We start from the raw sequence: 15,974 nt of genomic DNA, 5'->3' as shown, positions 1-15,974 counted from the left end.
TGATTTAAAGCTGCAGGGTGTAGAGCCGCTTGCGCGCGTCCGAGAACGAAAACCGGGAGTCGACAGCGCCTTCTTCTTCGAGGCGGGAAAGCGCGTACCGAACGGTACGTGGCGGCAACAGCGACTCCTCGGCGATTTCGCTCTGGGTGAGTGTGTCCTCGTAATCGAGGATTTTCGCGACCAATTTCGCGCTCGGAGGCATGTCACGAACCGTTTCCCAGCGGTCTTCTGAGTGAGGTTCGGATTGGCGTTCGACTGCTTCGGTGGTGCTCATCGTACCACACACGATGAAATGCTATTAGATAATATTTGCTATCCAGATTTATTACTGTAGGGAATTTGTATGACACGTGTCAGACTCGTTATCCCCCGTAAAGAAGGTCTACAGGCGGCGAAGCCCACACACACCCGAAGCCTCTTATGAGCCTGCGTCCTACCCCGGGTGATGACCGACACTGTGGACGACGTCGACCTTCCTTACGACAAGGACGCGGCGTCGCAGCAGGAGAAGATCACCGCCCTTCAAGAGCGGCTCGAGGTTCTCGAATCGCAAAACGAGGAGATGCGGGACAAACTTCTCGATGCGAACGCCGAGAATAACAAGTATCAACAGAAGCTCGAGCGTCTGACGCACGAGAATAAGAAGCTCAAGCAATCACCGCTCTTCGTTGCGACGGTACAGGAAATCACGGACGAGGGGGTCATCATCAAGCAGCACGGTAACAACCAAGAGGCCCTCACCGAAGTGACCGACGAGATGCGCGAGAAGCTCGAACCTGACGCGCGTGTCGCGGTGAACAACTCGCTTTCTATCGTCAAGCGACTCGACAAAGAGACCGACGTCCGGGCGCGTGTCATGCAAGTCGAACACAGCCCCGACGTGACCTACGAAGACATCGGCGGACTCGAAGACCAGATGGAAGAGGTCCGCGAGACGGTCGAGATGCCGCTCGACCGCCCCGAGATGTTCGAGAAGGTCGGTATCGACCCGCCGTCGGGCGTCCTCCTCTATGGGCCGCCGGGCACCGGGAAGACGATGCTCGCGAAGGCCGTCGCGAACCAGACCAACGCCTCGTTCATCAAGATGGCCGGGTCCGAACTGGTGCACAAGTTCATCGGTGAGGGCGCGAAGCTCGTTCGCGACCTGTTCGAAGTCGCTCGCGAGAACGAACCGGCAGTCATCTTCATCGACGAGATCGACGCCATCGCGTCGAAGCGGACCGACTCGAAGACCTCCGGCGACGCCGAGGTCCAGCGGACCATGATGCAACTCCTCGCGGAGATGGACGGGTTCGACGAACGCGGGAACATCCGCATCATCGCAGCGACCAACCGCTTCGACATGCTCGACCCCGCTATCCTCCGCCCCGGTCGGTTCGACCGCCTCATCGAGGTGCCCAAGCCGAACGAGGACGGCCGTGAGATAATCTTCCAGATTCACACCCGGAAGATGAACGTCTCCGACGACGTCGACTTCGTGGAACTCGCCGAGATGGCCGAGAACGCCTCCGGTGCCGACATCAAGGCCGTCTGTACGGAAGCCGGGATGTTCGCTATCCGCGACGACCGCACGGAAATCTACATGCAGGACTTCGTCTCTGCCTGGGAGAAGATTCAGAAGGAAGCAGACGACGGCGCAGAAATCTCGCGCGCGTTCGCGTAACCGGATTCTTCCCCTCGTCTCAATCGACTTTTCAGCCGGCTCGACACACTAAGCTCCGGCAGTGACCGACGAGCGGTGTGTCCGTCAGCGACGACTTACGGAAAATTCGAGGCGAAAGCCTCGCGCTTTAGCGCGGGGAGGGTGTCAAAGCGCCGTCACGACGATAAACGGGAGCACGAACAGGGCAACGAACATTCCGGCGAGGATGAGACCGTACCCGCCGAGCGTCGCTGCCGCGGTCAGCCACGCTTCACGACGACCGGGGAGTTCCATCGCAGACATGGTTGGGGTGTCGCAGTCGTCAATGATAAATCGTTGGTCTTCGTCGGCGCGGGCACCGTCGAGCACCGGAACTAGAAGCGGCGTCACGCCGCGTCCTGCTCGGGGACCGGAGCCATCAGATAGCCACCGAACCCGAGCGTCCAGAGGAGCGTCGGATACGCGACGTACCGTTCGACGCCACCCATCCCGAGGAACGCCAGTGGGTGTGGGATACCGAGCAGCCCCAACACGATGAGACTCCCAAGAAGCAGGAGGACGAATCCACCGATTGCGACAGAGAGATACTTGAACGGTGTCTCAATTACGCGGGACGCGACGACTGCCGACACCGCGCCGGAGAAGAACGTCAGCAGTGCGAACATCCCATGCATCGGGGCTTCGCTGCCGTCGAAGACACCGACGCCGAGGACACCGAGGCCGAGCAGTCCGAGGGCGATGGTAACCGCGCGGTCACGGAATGCCTGGTGTACAAAGTACGTCGCCGCGAGGGCGAGCACGCCCGAGACCATCATCGTCGTGTTGAAAATCGACGCGGACGGCTGGAGGATGACGCTGTTCGGTGGTCTCGTCGCTCCGAGGTCGCTAATCTCCTGTACACCGGCGTTGTACCCGGGATAGAACGCCTCGGCGGTGATGATTCCCATGAGGGCGACGAGTCCGAAGAGGAACAACAGCGCGCCAGCGAGGAACCGCTGGCGAGCAACGCCGTAGACGACTCGTGACTCCGATGCGTGCTGTGTCGCCTGTGTGTGTGGTCGTGTCGAGTTTGTCATGGGTATTCCCTCACTAGTACAGACGCGCGGCAGAGAGAACTTCGAACGCGATGGCTCTCAGTCGATGAGAACCGATTGGGGCCGCCGACCATCCGCCTCAACCCGAACAACTGAAATCGAATCGGTCGCACCCACTGGTATGGGCACGCCACTCGACTCCCGCGAGGCGCAAGCCGAGGAAGTCCTCGACAGATTGTACGAGGAGTACCCGGACACCACCATCTCGCTTTCCTACTCGAACCGGCTCGAACTCCTCATCGCAGTCATGCTCTCCGCGCAGTGTACCGACGAGCGCGTCAACAAGGTCACAGCGGAGTTGTTCGAGAAGTACGACGGTCCCCAAGAGTACGCCGACGCCGACCAAGACGAGTTGGCCGAGGACATCAACTCCATCACCTACTACAACAACAAGGCGAAGTACATCCGAAGCGCCTGCACCGACATCGTCGAGAAACACGACGGCGAGGTGCCGGATACGATGTCCGAACTGACCGACCTCGCCGGCGTCGGCCGTAAGACCGCGAACGTCGTCCTCCAGCACGGCCACGACATCGTCGAGGGAATCGTCGTCGACACCCACGTCCAGCGACTCTCGCGGCGACTCGGCCTCACCGAAGAGGAGTACCCCGAACGCATCGAAGAAGACCTCATGCCAGTCGTCCCCGAGTCGGACTGGCAGCAGTTCACCCACCTGTTCATCAGCCACGGGCGCGCCGTCTGTGACGCCCGCAACCCAGACTGCGACGACTGCGTTCTCGAAGACATCTGTCCGTCGTCAAAACTCGACCACAGCGTAGACCTCGCCAGCGCAGAACAGTGGTGACCTCGCGGGGAGTTTTCGGGTCAGACTAGGATATAGCCCGTCACGTACCGGTATACACCAAGTATCCACGCGAGGAACCAGAAGATAACGTAGCCGAAGACGCCGACTCTGAGACGCCCGCGCCACGCACCCATGTTCTCGTGGAGGTCGTCGAGAGCGATATCCTGGTCGGGGTCGCGATACAGGTCAGCTTTCCACTTTACTTGGAAGATACGGACGATACCCGTGAGCGCGAACACGAGCATCGCGTACGCCTGTAATCCGAGGATAGCGTGGAGAGCAGTGAGGCCGCTCAGTTGTTCGAACAGTCGGGGAAGCATCCACGTCACGACGGGGACGGTGTTCAGGATGAGTCCCGGGAAGATGATTTTCAGGTGGTAGACGAGCACGTCCCACGACACCGTCTCGGCGTCTATCATAATCCACGCACCGTAGAGGTAGAATGGAAGACTGGCCGTGACGGTGACCGCGGCGAGCGTCGCGAAGGTCGTCTCGTCTGCCATCGCCCGGCGTTAGAACCCGGTCGGCCTAAAGGAACCGATGCGGTGATTCCCATTCGAGCGCTAGACCAATTTTGGCAGTCGATTCGGGTAGACAGACGCCGGTGGCGACCCGCACGGGTCGGAACACGTTTAGGTTCGTGGGACTTACCCCGGGCAATGGCAGATTCGTCTTCCGCACCGGCTGAGGGACCCGAGTCGTCCGAGGCGGGTGTCGACGACACGGTGTCCGAGGACGAACTCGAAGCACTCCGCCGCGAGGTGGAGTCGAAGTACGACTTCGACAACTTCGGCCCGGCCGATATGGCCGAGATGTCCGTCGAAGAGTGGGAAGCCGCCTTCGACCCCGACTCGTGGATTGTCGGCGAGGAGTTACTCGACCGCGTCGAAGAAGAGCTTCGCTACCGCGTCGCGATTCGCGAGGTGTTCGCCGTCCTCGAACGCGTCACCGAAGACGGAGCGCCACGGATTCTCGCGTACTCCGACGAAGGGTACGCAGTCGTCTACCCGGACGGAAGCGTCGAAGGCGAGGGAACCGTCCTCCGTGACGTGAAACCGACGGTCGCGCTCTGTTCGATGGACGATTTCGAGGTCAACAGTGCGCCGGCGAACGTCACACTACCCGCCCCCGACGAAGTCGCACAGGGAACGGGCGACTTCGGGAACAAGATGCTCCAAATCGTCGCATTTGGACAGGTACTCGGCGGGCTCGCACTCATCGCGTCGTGGCCGTGGCTTCCGAGTCCGAAGACAATCGCCGCGCCGATTGCTGGCTTCGGCTTCCTACTCGTCGGCATCTTCCTCTTTGTCGTCGTCGCGAACGCGCGCTTGTCCGACCGATTCCGGGCCGAAGAGTACCGCGACCGTCTCCGCGTCATCGGGCTCGAAGAAGGAGAGCGCCCAGCGTTCCTTCCCGAATTCGACGACGCCGAAATAGAGCCGCTCGTCGAGTCGCCGACGAACGATACCCCTCATTCTGAGGGGCAGTAACCGCTCTTCTTTGCGTCCTCGAATCACCCTCCGTGACGGCATAGTCGGTGGGTTTAAGCGCGAGGCATCCTGACGAACGGCTGTATGAAAAGGCGGGAGTTTCTCCGAACGGCTGGCGGTGCCACAGCCGCCGCGACCGCTGCCGCCGGGACCGCTGCGGCTTCAGAGGAAGGCGGCGGCGGTGGTGCGCAGGTGCAACCCGACTTCGGTGGTTGGCTCGACGGTATCGAGGGAGGCTACGAAGACCTCCGCGGCCAAAGCGAAGTCACCATCGAGGTTGGTGCCTCCGGAAACGGTGGCGCACTTGCGTTCTCCCCGGCTGGCATCTGGATCGACCCCGGAACGACAGTGACGTGGGAATGGACCGGCGAGGGCGGTGGCCACAACGTCAAGATGGAAGAAGGCCCCGCGAGCCTCGACTCCGGCGCGGCAGTCGCTGAAGCCGGAACGACCTACGAGTACACCTTCGAAGAGGGTGACGCTGGCATCTCGAAGTACTTCTGTGCGCCACACAAAGCACTCAACATGAAGGGCGCAGTCGCCGTCGGCGGCGATGTCGCGACCGTCGAAGTCGGTGGCGGTGGCGGACGAAAGGAGCTTCACGAACTCGGTGTACCGATTCAGGCACACTGGGTCGGGTCGGCGACCATCCTCGGAATCATCGTCACGCTCGTCTACACGTTCTACATCCTGAAATACGGCGAGTCGCCCAACACGGGTAACACTGGAGGTGGCGAATAATGTCCTCGACAGGAAGCACGTACGGCGATATACACCGATACGAACCGGCACGCGAGAGCACTGCGGCGGCCATCGCAATCGTCCTCTTGACGATTATCGAGGTCGTGTTCGTCTTCCTCTTCACCTACGGATTCGTCTCCGGGTGGGGCCTGACGGACACGGGTAACATGTTCCTCGGTGGTATCCTCGCCGTCATCTTCGTGGACCTCGCGTTCATCCTCGCACTGTACCGCAAGGAGTTCCTCCCAGACGTCATGATCGTCAAGAAGCGGCGTCGCAAATGGGAAGACCTCTACGTCCGCGAGGAGGACGTCGACGGGAACACGCTCGGTGACGGCGCGTGGGAACAGGTCAAGCGCGCGGTGTACCCCTACTACAAGCGATAAACCATGAGTCTCGAACGCAAAGACGACCACGACCACAAGGCCTGGATGAAGAAGAAGGACCTCACACCGATCGAGGCCACCTTCCTCACCACGCTCATCTGGCTCGACAAGCGACTTCGCATCGTCGACTACCTCGAGCTGCTGGAGACGCTCTACTACAGAGTCAACCTCCAGATGCCCAAGAGCCACACTGAGCAGTACAACTTGGACAACAAGTTCTGGTACTGGTACCCGCTGTACACGCTCGGGCTCTTCTCGACGCTCGCGTACGTCGTCGCAGCCATCAGTGGTGCACTCCTCGGGTTCTACTACTCCCCGGCGACATCGGGTGACCCGACGACGGCCTACAACAGTATCGAATTCATCATGCGCGACCTCCAGTTCGGCTTCATGCTCCGGTCCGTCCACCGGTGGGCGGCACAAGTCATGGTCGCCGCAGTGTTCCTGCACATGCTCCGTGTGTACTTCACGGGCGCGTACAAGGAACCGCGCGAACTGAACTGGCTGCTCGGCATCGTCCTGATCAGTCTGACCATGGTGTTCGGGTACACCGGGTACCTCCTGCCGTGGGACCAGCTGGCCTTCTGGGCCGGTCAGATTGGCGTCGAAATGTCGCTGTCCGTTCCGCTCGCCGGTGAGTGGGTCGCACAGCTCCTGTTCGGCGGCTTCACGCTGAGTCAGGCGACGCTCCAGCGTATGTACATCCTACACGTCTTCCTGCTCCCCTTCGTCGTGACGACGCTCATCGCGATCCACATCGGCATCGTGTGGGTGCAGGGCATCGCGGAGCCGCACTAAGGTGATAGAAATGAGCGACAACGAATCCCAACCCAAGGAAGTTCGAACGGACGGCGGGGGCATCGTCGCCCCGGACAACGAGACGCCCACGTGGAGCGAGCGCAAGGCTCGAAAGACCGGGCTGTCCCGACTGACGTACGAGTACTTCGAGCGCTCCCGGCGTGAAGATCAGGACCTCCGCACGGAGTCCGACTACGTCGAGCGCGACGTGCTCGCGTTCCCGACGTGGCCCCACGAGACGGTTCGGAACCTCTCGATTGCGTCGTTCTTCGTCGGAATGATTCTGTTCCTCGCGGCGACGATGCCACCACACATCGGCGCGCCCGCGAACCCGAGTCAGACGCCAGCGATTATCCTGCCCGACTGGTACCTCTACTGGTCGTTCGGGCTGCTCAAGCTCAACCCGCTGAACCCCGAACTCGCCATCCTCGGCGGGCAGAAAATCATGGCCGACCGTACCTACGGCGTTCTCGCGAACGGCGTCGTCGTCGGCTTCATCGCCATCGTTCCCTTCCTCAACAAGGGGAGCGCGCGGCGTCCCGTCGAAGAACCGCTCTGGGCGGCAATCGGCATCTCGGGCGTGGTCTTCGCGATGACCATCTCGCTGTTGGCAGTCAAGAACCTCATGCCGATGAACGTCGACCTGCTGTTCGACCTGACGTTCCTGCTCCCCATCGTCTTCGGGACCATCACCTACGCGGTGCTCAAGACGATGCGTGAGGGCTACATGTTCGACCTCAACCGCCGCTACTACCGGCTTCGTCCGCCGAAATAGAGCGGAACCACTACCAACTATCCCTTCGTAGAGTCACCAATGACAGATAGCGACGCGACCAGTCGAACCGAGGCCACGGACGGCGGTGCGTCCCGTCGTGGTCGCCGCGATATCGTCGTTCCGATGCGGCTCTACAAGACGATAACCGTCTTCTCGACGCTCATCGCCGTCGTCGCCGTCGTCCTCGGATTCGTCTTTCTCGACGCAGCGACGCTGCAAGTGAGCGCGCTGCGGTCGCTCACGGCGAGTCTGTTTCAGGCCGTAGGTGTCGGCGTTGCGGACGGAATCCTGAGTACGGTCTTCGCCGTCATCGGACTGACGAGTATCGCGTTCGGGGCGGTAGTGTACACACTCGGGACTCGGTTCCGTGCTCGTGGAATGGGAAAGTCTCAAGAGGACTCCGGCGAAGGTTCGAACAATGGCTGACGAATTCATCAAAGGGCTTGGTATCCTGACCGGGGCCGGTCTCGCGTGGATGGTGCTTGCGTCGTGGTACCGGACGAGCAGTTTCGAGAGCACGGAGCAGCTCATCGAGCCGCTTCAGTCCGGGGCGACAGAGGGAATCTTCAACCTCATCGGCATCACCCTGATGGACGCGTTCCTCTGGTTCGCGCTGCTCGGGACGCTCACGTTCTGGGTCCTCATCCCGGCCGGTCGCCAGGTGATGGACGCCCTCGAAGAGCGGAAGAACGCACAGTAAGAACCACGCGGTCTTTTTCGTCTTTCTTCTCTCGGTGTATAAGAACCCCCTCAAGATAGCGGCTGCTTTCGCGTCGGTGAACCGCGACTGATTGGAAAAACTCTAATGAGTCTCGCTCTGAGAATCCTGTATGCAACCACTACAGTTCCTCGTCCCGCTCGACCAGTTGGCGGCGGTCGAACCGGTTGTGCCTCACATCGCGCTCGCGCTCGTGGTGGCAAACCTAGCGACCCGTTTCCTCGGACACAAGGCACACGTTCGACAAGCGGAGGAAGGTGGCGAAGAGGCGCTCTCGCGGTTCCTGCCGCACACGCTGACGAGCGGCGCGCTCGTCGTCACGTCGTTTCTCTTCTTGCTCCTCGAACCGCACGGCGGGATGGTGCTGACCGTCCTCGTCCTCGGGATGTTCCTCACCGACTTCTTCGAGTTCGAAGCCCGCAAGGTCGAAGCGCGGAACGGTCGTCCGCTCGACCGACCGAACGGCGGCCTCACGGCGTCGGCAATCGTGCTTCTGTACGCCGCGTACCAGAGCCTCTTCTTCCTCATCGCCGACGTCTGGAACGCCGTCATCTGAGCCCCGCGTCGGTCGTTTTCTCTTCGAAGTCCGCAGCGGCGAGTGTGCGGTAGCTGCCGATAGCGTGCTGTAGCGTAGTGTGCTGGTAAGAGTAGCGTGCCGGTAAGAGTAGCGTACCAGTAGAGACTCGAATACGCAGGCGAGCGCGGCGCGTGCGGCGAACGCCTCGAAGCGCCTCAGTTAGCCGACGAGGAGCGACGCCGTTTCGACGACTTCGACGACGACTGATTCGTGCGGGGCGACGGGACGGGCGACCGTGTCGTCGACGACGAGCGAGACGGGGGCGTCGTCGCGTTCGACCGAGAGGCGAAGCGGCGGGTCGAACACCCACGAGTCGGTCCGGGTCGCGTAGGGCGACACAGGCACGACGCTGAGCCCCGCGCCGACGCCGACGACGGACCCACCCGCAGCACGGGCGTAGCCGCTACTCCCGAGAGGCGAGGCGACCACGACGCCGTCGGCGCGGAACTCGTCGGCGACTCGCCACTCGCCTGATACCGCAGTCGCGTCGGCCGCCACGTCGCGGTCGTTCTCGTCGTGGTCGTTCTCGTCGTGGTCGTTCAGGACTGCCTCACCCCGTCGTCGGTGGGCAACCGCGTACTCAGAGATTCGCGCCGGTTCGCTGGTGACGAGCATGACGTCGAACAGCGCTCGACCGACGTGGTCGCCGCCAACACCGACAGAGAGTATCGGGTGGTCGACCGCTCGAATGTCTCCTGCGAGAAGCGAGTCCACGGTGTCGCCGAGGACGCGACGCGGGACCGACCACGGCGTGCCGCAATCGACCGGAAGCACCGGGGCGGACGAGTCCAGTGCGGCGTCGACGACCGCTTCCTCGCCGACCGCGACGACGATATCGCTACTCGTCGCTTCGTCGGGGTCGACCACCGTCGCACCAGTGGCTCGAATCGCCCCGACGACCGACTCGTCACCGGTAACGGCGAGTCTCATCGCCGCCCTCCTGCGGCACGGCCCTTGCGCATCGTCACGTGCTACGCCGCCCCGAATAAAAGCCCTCGTGGTTCGAACCGAACGGCGCGAGGGAGCACAGTCGCGGTCGTTAGAACGGCCAGTCGCCGGTGACCTTCATCCCCTCGGCTTGGTCTTCGTCTTCCAGCGCCGCGGCGATGTCGTCGGGGTCGGCGTGGGGAGTCTCGCGGTCCTCGCGTGCGAGTTCGACGGTGAGTTCGGTGAGGAGAATCGCCTGCTCGCGGAGCGTCCGCGATTCGAGTTTTTCGATGGTGTCGGCGTGGGTGTGCCCCCAACCGCGTCCACGTCCCTCGCGCTCGCTGCCGACCATGAAGGCGGGAACGCCGTAGGCGACGAACGGCCAGTGGTCGCTGTGCGGGAGTTGCTCCGGAATCGTCGAGATGTCGTGGTCGAAGCGGTCTTCGACCGTCTGGACCGTCGCTTCGAGTTCGTCGAAGCCGTGGGTGTGGAGTTTGAGCGTCCGCCCGGCGACGACGCCGTCGTTGTTGACGATGGCTTTCACGTTTTCACGGTCGTCGCCCAGTCGCGTCGCCTCGTGTTCGGAGCCGACGAGACCGACTTCTTCGGAGCCGAAACAGACGAATCGGACGCGCGTTTCGAGTTCGTCCTCGCGGGTGGCAAGTGCACGCGCGAGTTCGACCACCATCGCGGTGCCAGCGCCGTTGTCCATCGCACCCTCCGCGATGTCGTGGGCGTCGAGGTGGCTCGTGACGAGTACTTCCTCGTCGGTGTCGGGACCGAGTTCCGCGTGGACGTTCCCGCTGTCGGTCGCTGGTGTCTCACAGGTCACTTCCACGGTAACTTCCTCGCCCTCGAACCGGCGACCGAGTCGCGCGCCGACTTCTTTGCTGACGCCGACGGCCGGGATGTCACCGATTGGTGCCTCCGCGGTCCCGACGCTTCCCGTCGGCGGGAGTTGACCGGGGACGTGGTTGGCGAAGACGAACGCCTCTGCACCGGCCTCGACCGCGTAGTAGTACTTCTCTCGGCGGTGGATGAAGCGGTCGTAGTGGTCGGGAACGGTCGAGGAGACGACGACGACCTTTCCCGAGAGGTCGCGGTCGAAGTCTTCTGGAAGTCCGTAGCCGAGGTCGACGAGTTCGCCCGTCGCGGTTTCGGAGGGGCTGCGCGGGAGCGCGATACACTCCTGTGTCGTGTTGTGTGCGAAGATGGCGCTGTCGCCGCGTTCCCAGCCCTGAATGTCGAACGAGTCGATGTGGGCGTTGCGCGCGCCGACAGATTCGAGGGCGTCGCGCGTCGCCTCCATCGCCTCGCGCTCGCCGGGCGACCCGGCCATCCGATTGCCGATGTCGACCAAGCGTTCGAGGTGCGTCCACCCGACGTCGCTCGTGAAGGTGTCTCCAATCCAGTTACTCATACGCGCAGGTCACGCGGTCGGGGGGTAATTTTTGCGATGGCGGCGCAGTCGGGTGGGTTTTCGGCGCGAGCGCCGGCCACCGCGCGTTAGAGCAGTGTGCTCGTTAGTATCCGCCGGTCGGCTGGACGTTTACAGAGTAACGGCAAGTTCAAGGGCCATCTATCACGTACAATAATCCATGAAAGACGTGCGAATCGCCGGTGTGGGATTGACCAAGTTCGGGAACCACCCCGAGCGGACCGGTCGAGACCTGTTTGCCGAGGCAGCGCTCGCCGCCCGGGACGAGTCCGGTGTCTCTCGTGACGACTACGACAGCATCTTCTACGGGAACTTCATGGGAGAACTGGCCGAGTCGCAGGGCCACCAAGGGCCTGTGATGGCCGAGGCCGCGGGGCTGGAGTGTCCCTCGACGCGATACGAACAAGCGTGTGCATCCGCCGGCGTCGCCTTCCGGCAGGCCGTCCAGACGATTCGAGGCGGTGGCGCAGACGTCATCCTCGCCGGTGGAATGGAACGGATGAACAACCTCGGGACTGCGAAGGTCACCCAATCGCTGGCCATCGCAGCCGACGAGTTGTTCGAAGTCCGCGCGGGTGTCACCTTCCCGGGTGCGTACGCGCTTATGGCCCGCGCCTACTTCGACGAGTTCGGCGGCGACAACGAGGACCTCGCCCACATCGCGGTGAAGAACCACGCTAACGCGATGAAAAACGAGTACGCGCAGTTCCACCGCGAAATCACGCTCGACGACGCCCTCGAAAGCCCCGTCGTCGCCGACCCGCTGCACCTCTACGACGCCTGTCCCATCACCGACGGGGCGAGCGCCATCGTCCTCGTCAGCGGCGAGTACGCCGACAAACACGGCATCGACGCGCCAGTCTCTGTCACCGGAACCGGACAGGGCGGCGACAAGGCCGCGCTTCAGGACCGCGAATACGTCGCACAGACGCCCGCCGCGACGAAGGCTGCTGAGATGGCCTACGCGGACGCCGGTATCTCGCCCGACGACGTCGACGTAGCGGAAGTCCACGACTGCTTCACCATCGCCGAAGTGCTGGCACTCGAATCGCTCGGCTTCTACGAACCCGGCGAGGGCATCGGTGCTGCCGCCCGCGGCGAGACGACCCGCGACGGCGACTTGCCCGTGAACCTCTCGGGCGGGCTGAAGGCGAAGGGCCACCCCGTCGGCGCGACGGGCACGGCACAACTCGTCGAGATGACGAAGCTCCTGCGCGGTGACCACGCCAACAGCGACGCCGTCCCGGATGCGGAAGTCGGCGTCACCCACAACGCGGGTGGGACCGTGTCCAGTGCGGTCGTCCACGTGCTGGAGGTGATGAACTGATGGCAGACACTGGCTACGACGAGTGGCTGGCCGCCATCGCGGAGGGAGACGGCTACTACCTCGCGTGCCCCGACGGACACGGGTCGCTCCCGCCTCGGCGCTCGTGTCCCAACTGCGGGTCGTCCGAACTCACCGAGGAACCGCTGTCGGAGACGGGCGAAATCGTCACCTACTCCGAGGTTCACGTCCCGGCGCCGACGTTTGCCGACGAGGCACCGTACGTGACCGCCATCGTGTCGTTCGGCCCCGTCCGACTCACGGGCGTGTTGCGCGACGCCGACCCATCGGCAGTCGACGTCGGCATGGAGGTCACGGCCGACGTGGGCGAAAACGCCACGTCGGGCGACAGACTGCTCGTGTTCCGACCGGCCGACAAGTAGGCCACCCGGTCACCCGGCCGCTCGTCTTAGAAACCGGCTTTTTTCGGCGCTCACTCGGTCGCGACGCTCCGTGATTCCGCTGCATCGCAGTTACTCAGCGTCGCGGTCAAACCCCGCATCGCGGTCCAGTGTCGTCTCACGGTCGAGTGCAGCGTCGTGTTCCTGTACAACGTCGCGTGGCGAGGGCCAGCCCAACAGACGAGACCCGGCAATCCACAGCCAAAAGCCGAGTGCGAGGAACCCGATGGCTCCGTAGAGGAGAATCGACACGAGGTCGAGGAGGGCGAGTTCCTCGAACACGGTCACACGAGCGCGTCGCGGACCGTGTCGACGAAAGCGGCCGGGAACTCCACGTGGGGCAGGAGCATCGCGTCGTCGAACACCACGAGCGTACAATCTGCCGCCTCTGCGAGCTCTCGACCCTGTTTCAACGGCGTGATGTCGCTCTCGCGGCCCCAGACGAGCGTCGTCGGCACGTCGAGGTCAGAGAGGGCCGCTTCGAGGTCTATCTCGGAGTTCAGATACCCGGAGATGAACGACGCCGGCGCGAACCGCGCGCCCTCCTGATGTGCGGTCCGCCACTCGTAGTCTTCCCACTCCTCGCTCACCTTCGAGGAGTCGTAGTAACCGTGGTCGTCGTTGAAGTACCGAATCGACGGCCGCGACGCGACGAGATTGAACGCCGCTTGGCCGACGACGGGTGCGCGGAAGAGTTCGCGGAGCCACTCTTTCGGTTCGGGACCGCCGCGCTCGGACGGACAGACGAGGACGAACCGAGAGACCGAAACGTCGTCGCGGGCGGCCGCCGCGACAGCGTAGGACGCGGTGAGCGACGACGCGAGGACGGCCGGGTTGTCGTACTCCGAAAGGAAGTCGCCGACGAAGTCCTCGTAGAGGGTCGCAGAGTAGTACAGCGCCGGGCGGTCCGAGAGGCCGAATCCGGGCAGGTCGGGTGCGACGACGTGGTAGTCCTCGGCGAGGTCGTCGAACACCTCCCGGAATTCGCCCGACGACGCGGCGGCGTTGACGCCGTGGAGGAGGACAAGCGTCGGGGCGTCCGTGTCGCCCGCCTCGACGTACGAGACGGACATCCCGCGCCAGCGGTAGGTTCCGTGGTCGCCAGAAAGCGGCGGTTCGAGGGGTCCGGCACGCTTCGAGAGAGCGGCGTTCGCGACAGCAGCGACACCGACACCGGCAGTGAGCGCACCGATAGCTCGTCGGAGTTTCATGTCATCCAGATAGTGCGCTGAGGCCTTAATTCGCCCGCCGGAATCGGGGTGGCCTCACAGAACGCCGGGCGGCCGCGTCAGTCGTCGCGGTCGCCGAGACAGTCACGGAGCGGTTCGAGAACCTCCTCGGTGACGGCGTACGGGTCTGTCTCCTTTTCGACCACAGCGGCCGCAAAGTCGTCGACGCCGCCCTGTGCGTCAAGTTCCCGTTCGAGCAGTTCACCCACGTCGCTTCGGAGCAGTTGGCGAATCTCCTCGGCGGCGCGCTGTCGGGCCTTTTCGTCCAACTCGCCAGAATCGGTCAGGTAGGTGTAGTGGTCGTCCAGCGTGTCCACGAGGGTTTCGATTCCCTCACCCTGCGTGGCGACTGTCTCGACGACCTGCGGCGTCCAACTCGGGGGCTCGCTGTCCGCGTCGGTCGCCTCGTCGGTCCCGTCTGTGTCAGTCTCCGAGCCGTGGTCGTCGTCGAACGCGTCGTGGCCGTGGTGGCCCGTATCGAGGTTCGCCCGCGGGTCGTCGCGGAGGTGAATCATCTCCTCTAGCTCGGCGACCGTGCGCGACGCGCCGGCCATGTCGGCTTTGTTGACGACGAACACGTCGCCGATTTCGAGGATGCCAGCCTTCAGCATCTGCACGTCGTCGCCGCTGCCGGGTTGGACGAGGACGACTACCGTGTCGGCCGTCTTCACGACGTCCACTTCGTTTTGGCCCGCGCCGACGGTCTCGATGATGATGCGGTCTTTGCCGAACGCGTCGAGCGCTTTGACGGCGTCAGACGTCGCAGTCGAGAGGCCGCCGAGTTGGCCGCGCGCGCTCATCGACCGGAAGAACACGTCCATGTCGCCGACGTTCGAAGCCATGCGAATGCGGTCGCCGAGGACCGCCCCGCCCGTGTAGGGCGAGGAGGGGTCCACGGCGATGACACCGACGGTCTCGCCTCGGTCGCGGTAGAACTTGGCGAGTTTGTCGACGAGGGTGGACTTGCCGGCACCGGGACTGCCGGTGACGCCGACCACCGAGGCGTGGCCCGTGTGTGAGTGGATGTCGGAGATGATGTCGCGGTAGCCGGGTGCACGCGACTCTATCTTCGTGATGACGCGCGCCAGCGCCCGGTGTTCGCCGTCGAGGAGTCGCTCGACGAGGTCGGATTCCGCCGCCTGATTCATCGTCACGTCCGCTCGGGTGCGTTTTCCTTCACGAAGTCGATGGTCTCCTGCATCGGCGTCCCGGGGCCGAAGATGGCGTCGACGCCCTCTTCGAGCAGTCCCGGTCGGTCTTCCTCGGGGATGATGCCGCCGACGATGACGAGCGTGTCGTCGAGTGCGCCGTACTCTTCGAGACCGGCCATCACCTTCGGGACGAGCGTGTTGTGCGCGCCCGAGAGGATAGAAATCCCGAGCACGTTGACGTCCTCTTGGACCGTCGCCTGAATAATCTCGTCTGGGGCACGGTGGAGGCCCGAGTAGATGACCTCGAATCCCGCGTCGCGGAAGGCGCGAGAGATTACGTGTGCTCCACGGTCGTGCCCGTCCAGTCCCACCTTCGCGATGAGACACCGGATAGTCTGTTGTTCCGAGTCCGCGCTCATGGACAGAGCTTCGGCGTGCCGTGGTTTGACTCTAACGGAAGATAAGGCAGTTTACCGTG

General features: G+C 63.2%; 22 protein-coding genes. 12 read left to right on the top strand and 10 right to left on the bottom strand.

The features are described 5' to 3' along the window. Nucleotides 1–4: 4 nt before the first annotated feature. Nucleotides 5–274 (bottom strand): MarR family transcriptional regulator, encoded by a 270-nt coding sequence (locus KU306_RS08870; RefSeq protein WP_007538821.1) that lies wholly within the window; start codon nucleotides 272–274, stop codon nucleotides 5–7. Nucleotides 275–445: 171 nt separating this feature from the next. Between KU306_RS08870 and pan1 the strand changes: the two genes are divergently transcribed. Next, the gene (gene pan1, locus KU306_RS08865; RefSeq protein WP_074791722.1) at nucleotides 446–1,663 is read left to right on the top strand and encodes a proteasome-activating nucleotidase Pan1; all 1,218 of its coding nucleotides are present in this window, start codon (nucleotides 446–448) and stop codon (nucleotides 1,661–1,663) included. Nucleotides 1,664–1,807: 144 nt separating this feature from the next. On the opposite strand, the gene KU306_RS08860 is transcribed toward pan1, so the two are convergent. Both KU306_RS08860 and KU306_RS08855 read right to left on the bottom strand, forming a co-directional pair. Next, nucleotides 1,808–2,032, bottom strand: a complete 225-nt coding sequence (locus tag KU306_RS08860; RefSeq protein WP_258301734.1) for a hypothetical protein — start codon at nucleotides 2,030–2,032, stop codon at nucleotides 1,808–1,810. Further along, nucleotides 2,029–2,718 carry a DUF998 domain-containing protein gene (locus tag KU306_RS08855; protein ID WP_258301733.1) on the bottom strand — a complete coding sequence of 230 codons (690 nt, stop codon included), beginning with the start codon at nucleotides 2,716–2,718 and terminating at the stop codon, nucleotides 2,029–2,031. The genes KU306_RS08860 and KU306_RS08855 overlap by 4 nt, the downstream gene beginning before the upstream one ends. 139 nt (nucleotides 2,719–2,857) lie before the next feature. Between KU306_RS08855 and nth the strand changes: the two genes are divergently transcribed. Beyond that, a complete protein-coding gene (gene nth, locus KU306_RS08850; RefSeq protein ID WP_007545312.1) occupies nucleotides 2,858–3,541 on the top strand; it encodes an endonuclease III in 684 nt (227 codons plus the stop codon). Between the two features lie 20 nt (nucleotides 3,542–3,561). Here the strand turns inward: nth and KU306_RS08845 are convergent, their stop codons facing one another. Then, nucleotides 3,562–4,044 carry a DUF7321 family protein gene (locus KU306_RS08845; RefSeq protein ID WP_007545310.1) on the bottom strand — a complete coding sequence of 161 codons (483 nt, stop codon included), beginning with the start codon at nucleotides 4,042–4,044 and terminating at the stop codon, nucleotides 3,562–3,564. A gap of 156 nt (nucleotides 4,045–4,200) precedes the next feature. On the opposite strand from KU306_RS08845, the gene KU306_RS08840 reads away from it, so the two are divergent. From KU306_RS08840 to KU306_RS08805, 8 genes are all read left to right on the top strand, one after another. Then, nucleotides 4,201–5,031, top strand: coding sequence for a DUF7319 domain-containing protein (locus KU306_RS08840; RefSeq protein WP_258301732.1), 831 nt, complete (start codon nucleotides 4,201–4,203; stop codon nucleotides 5,029–5,031). An 84-nt stretch (nucleotides 5,032–5,115) separates the two neighbouring features. Continuing rightward, a complete protein-coding gene (locus tag KU306_RS08835) occupies nucleotides 5,116–5,772 on the top strand; it encodes a halocyanin domain-containing protein (protein WP_007545306.1) in 657 nt (218 codons plus the stop codon). Further along, nucleotides 5,772–6,158: a DUF7318 family protein gene (locus KU306_RS08830; protein WP_007545304.1), complete on the top strand. Its 387-nt coding sequence runs from the start codon at nucleotides 5,772–5,774 to the stop codon at nucleotides 6,156–6,158. Before KU306_RS08835 ends, KU306_RS08830 begins: the two co-directional genes overlap by 1 nt. A 3-nt stretch (nucleotides 6,159–6,161) precedes the next feature. Beyond that, nucleotides 6,162–6,956: a cytochrome b gene (locus KU306_RS08825; RefSeq protein ID WP_007545302.1), complete on the top strand. Its 795-nt coding sequence runs from the start codon at nucleotides 6,162–6,164 to the stop codon at nucleotides 6,954–6,956. A gap of 10 nt (nucleotides 6,957–6,966) precedes the next feature. Next, a complete protein-coding gene (locus KU306_RS08820) occupies nucleotides 6,967–7,731 on the top strand; it encodes a cytochrome b family protein (RefSeq protein ID WP_007545300.1) in 765 nt (254 codons plus the stop codon). A gap of 39 nt (nucleotides 7,732–7,770) precedes the next feature. After that, nucleotides 7,771–8,157, top strand: a complete 387-nt coding sequence (locus KU306_RS08815; RefSeq protein WP_258301731.1) for a DUF7315 family membrane protein — start codon at nucleotides 7,771–7,773, stop codon at nucleotides 8,155–8,157. Continuing rightward, a complete protein-coding gene (locus tag KU306_RS08810; RefSeq protein ID WP_007545297.1) occupies nucleotides 8,150–8,431 on the top strand; it encodes a DUF7314 family protein in 282 nt (93 codons plus the stop codon). Before KU306_RS08815 ends, KU306_RS08810 begins: the two co-directional genes overlap by 8 nt. Before the next feature lie 130 nt (nucleotides 8,432–8,561). Further along, nucleotides 8,562–9,005, top strand: coding sequence for a DUF7313 family protein (locus KU306_RS08805; protein ID WP_258301730.1), 444 nt, complete (start codon nucleotides 8,562–8,564; stop codon nucleotides 9,003–9,005). A 180-nt stretch (nucleotides 9,006–9,185) separates the two neighbouring features. Here KU306_RS08805 and KU306_RS08800 read toward each other — a convergent pair whose 3' ends face one another. Together KU306_RS08800 and KU306_RS08795 are read right to left on the bottom strand one after the other, a co-directional pair. Continuing rightward, a complete protein-coding gene (locus KU306_RS08800) occupies nucleotides 9,186–9,956 on the bottom strand; it encodes an NAD(+)/NADH kinase (protein ID WP_258301729.1) in 771 nt (256 codons plus the stop codon). A gap of 109 nt (nucleotides 9,957–10,065) precedes the next feature. Beyond that, nucleotides 10,066–11,373: a M28 family peptidase gene (locus tag KU306_RS08795; protein ID WP_258301728.1), complete on the bottom strand. Its 1,308-nt coding sequence runs from the start codon at nucleotides 11,371–11,373 to the stop codon at nucleotides 10,066–10,068. A gap of 178 nt (nucleotides 11,374–11,551) precedes the next feature. Here KU306_RS08795 and KU306_RS08790 point away from each other — a divergent pair, with 178 nt between their 5' ends. Beyond that, nucleotides 11,552–12,718, top strand: coding sequence for a thiolase domain-containing protein (locus KU306_RS08790; protein ID WP_258301727.1), 1,167 nt, complete (start codon nucleotides 11,552–11,554; stop codon nucleotides 12,716–12,718). Continuing rightward, nucleotides 12,718–13,098 carry a Zn-ribbon domain-containing OB-fold protein gene (locus tag KU306_RS08785; protein ID WP_258301726.1) on the top strand — a complete coding sequence of 127 codons (381 nt, stop codon included), beginning with the start codon at nucleotides 12,718–12,720 and terminating at the stop codon, nucleotides 13,096–13,098. The genes KU306_RS08790 and KU306_RS08785 overlap by 1 nt, the downstream gene beginning before the upstream one ends. 90 nt (nucleotides 13,099–13,188) lie before the next feature. On the opposite strand, the gene KU306_RS08780 is transcribed toward KU306_RS08785, so the two are convergent. The 4 genes from KU306_RS08780 to KU306_RS08765 form a co-directional block, all read right to left on the bottom strand. Next, nucleotides 13,189–13,404: an ABC transporter substrate-binding protein gene (locus tag KU306_RS08780; protein ID WP_258301725.1), complete on the bottom strand. Its 216-nt coding sequence runs from the start codon at nucleotides 13,402–13,404 to the stop codon at nucleotides 13,189–13,191. Beyond that, entirely contained in the window at nucleotides 13,401–14,327 is a 927-nt protein-coding gene (locus KU306_RS08775; protein ID WP_258301724.1) for an alpha/beta fold hydrolase, read from the bottom strand. Before KU306_RS08775 ends, KU306_RS08780 begins: the two co-directional genes overlap by 4 nt. Before the next feature lie 77 nt (nucleotides 14,328–14,404). Then, nucleotides 14,405–15,493 (bottom strand): methylmalonyl Co-A mutase-associated GTPase MeaB, encoded by a 1,089-nt coding sequence (gene meaB / locus KU306_RS08770; protein ID WP_049918895.1) that lies wholly within the window; start codon nucleotides 15,491–15,493, stop codon nucleotides 14,405–14,407. A gap of 2 nt (nucleotides 15,494–15,495) precedes the next feature. After that, nucleotides 15,496–15,915 (bottom strand): cobalamin B12-binding domain-containing protein, encoded by a 420-nt coding sequence (locus KU306_RS08765; protein WP_008323397.1) that lies wholly within the window; start codon nucleotides 15,913–15,915, stop codon nucleotides 15,496–15,498. Nucleotides 15,916–15,974: the final 59 nt, after the last annotated feature.

The organism is Haloferax larsenii, from assembly GCF_024730625.1.
In the GTDB taxonomy this organism is placed as follows: domain Archaea; phylum Halobacteriota; class Halobacteria; order Halobacteriales; family Haloferacaceae; genus Haloferax; species Haloferax larsenii.
The sequence above is the reverse complement of the archived record's forward strand: the minus strand, read 5'-3'. Positions and strand labels throughout refer to the sequence as shown.

What these genes read in the sequence shown, in the direction of transcription:
- KU306_RS08805 (WP_258301730.1), top strand. Translation starts at nt 8,562, where the DNA reads ATGCAACCACTACAGTTCCTCGTCCCGCTCGACCAGTTGGCGGCGGTC.
- KU306_RS08820 (WP_007545300.1), top strand. Translation starts at nt 6,967, where the DNA reads ATGAGCGACAACGAATCCCAACCCAAGGAAGTTCGAACGGACGGCGGG.
- meaB (WP_049918895.1), bottom strand. Translation starts at nt 15,493, where the DNA reads ATGAATCAGGCGGCGGAATCCGACCTCGTCGAGCGACTCCTCGACGGC.
- pan1 (WP_074791722.1), top strand. Translation starts at nt 446, where the DNA reads ATGACCGACACTGTGGACGACGTCGACCTTCCTTACGACAAGGACGCG.
- KU306_RS08830 (WP_007545304.1), top strand. Translation starts at nt 5,772, where the DNA reads ATGTCCTCGACAGGAAGCACGTACGGCGATATACACCGATACGAACCG.
- KU306_RS08840 (WP_258301732.1), top strand. Translation starts at nt 4,201, where the DNA reads ATGGCAGATTCGTCTTCCGCACCGGCTGAGGGACCCGAGTCGTCCGAG.
- KU306_RS08825 (WP_007545302.1), top strand. Translation starts at nt 6,162, where the DNA reads ATGAGTCTCGAACGCAAAGACGACCACGACCACAAGGCCTGGATGAAG.
- KU306_RS08785 (WP_258301726.1), top strand. Translation starts at nt 12,718, where the DNA reads ATGGCAGACACTGGCTACGACGAGTGGCTGGCCGCCATCGCGGAGGGA.
- KU306_RS08815 (WP_258301731.1), top strand. Translation starts at nt 7,771, where the DNA reads ATGACAGATAGCGACGCGACCAGTCGAACCGAGGCCACGGACGGCGGT.
- KU306_RS08855 (WP_258301733.1), bottom strand. Translation starts at nt 2,718, where the DNA reads ATGACAAACTCGACACGACCACACACACAGGCGACACAGCACGCATCG.
- KU306_RS08790 (WP_258301727.1), top strand. Translation starts at nt 11,552, where the DNA reads ATGAAAGACGTGCGAATCGCCGGTGTGGGATTGACCAAGTTCGGGAAC.
- KU306_RS08795 (WP_258301728.1), bottom strand. Translation starts at nt 11,373, where the DNA reads ATGAGTAACTGGATTGGAGACACCTTCACGAGCGACGTCGGGTGGACG.
- KU306_RS08800 (WP_258301729.1), bottom strand. Translation starts at nt 9,956, where the DNA reads ATGAGACTCGCCGTTACCGGTGACGAGTCGGTCGTCGGGGCGATTCGA.
- KU306_RS08775 (WP_258301724.1), bottom strand. Translation starts at nt 14,327, where the DNA reads ATGAAACTCCGACGAGCTATCGGTGCGCTCACTGCCGGTGTCGGTGTC.
- nth (WP_007545312.1), top strand. Translation starts at nt 2,858, where the DNA reads ATGGGCACGCCACTCGACTCCCGCGAGGCGCAAGCCGAGGAAGTCCTC.
- KU306_RS08810 (WP_007545297.1), top strand. Translation starts at nt 8,150, where the DNA reads ATGGCTGACGAATTCATCAAAGGGCTTGGTATCCTGACCGGGGCCGGT.
- KU306_RS08765 (WP_008323397.1), bottom strand. Translation starts at nt 15,915, where the DNA reads ATGAGCGCGGACTCGGAACAACAGACTATCCGGTGTCTCATCGCGAAG.
- KU306_RS08845 (WP_007545310.1), bottom strand. Translation starts at nt 4,044, where the DNA reads ATGGCAGACGAGACGACCTTCGCGACGCTCGCCGCGGTCACCGTCACG.
- KU306_RS08870 (WP_007538821.1), bottom strand. Translation starts at nt 274, where the DNA reads ATGAGCACCACCGAAGCAGTCGAACGCCAATCCGAACCTCACTCAGAA.
- KU306_RS08835 (WP_007545306.1), top strand. Translation starts at nt 5,116, where the DNA reads ATGAAAAGGCGGGAGTTTCTCCGAACGGCTGGCGGTGCCACAGCCGCC.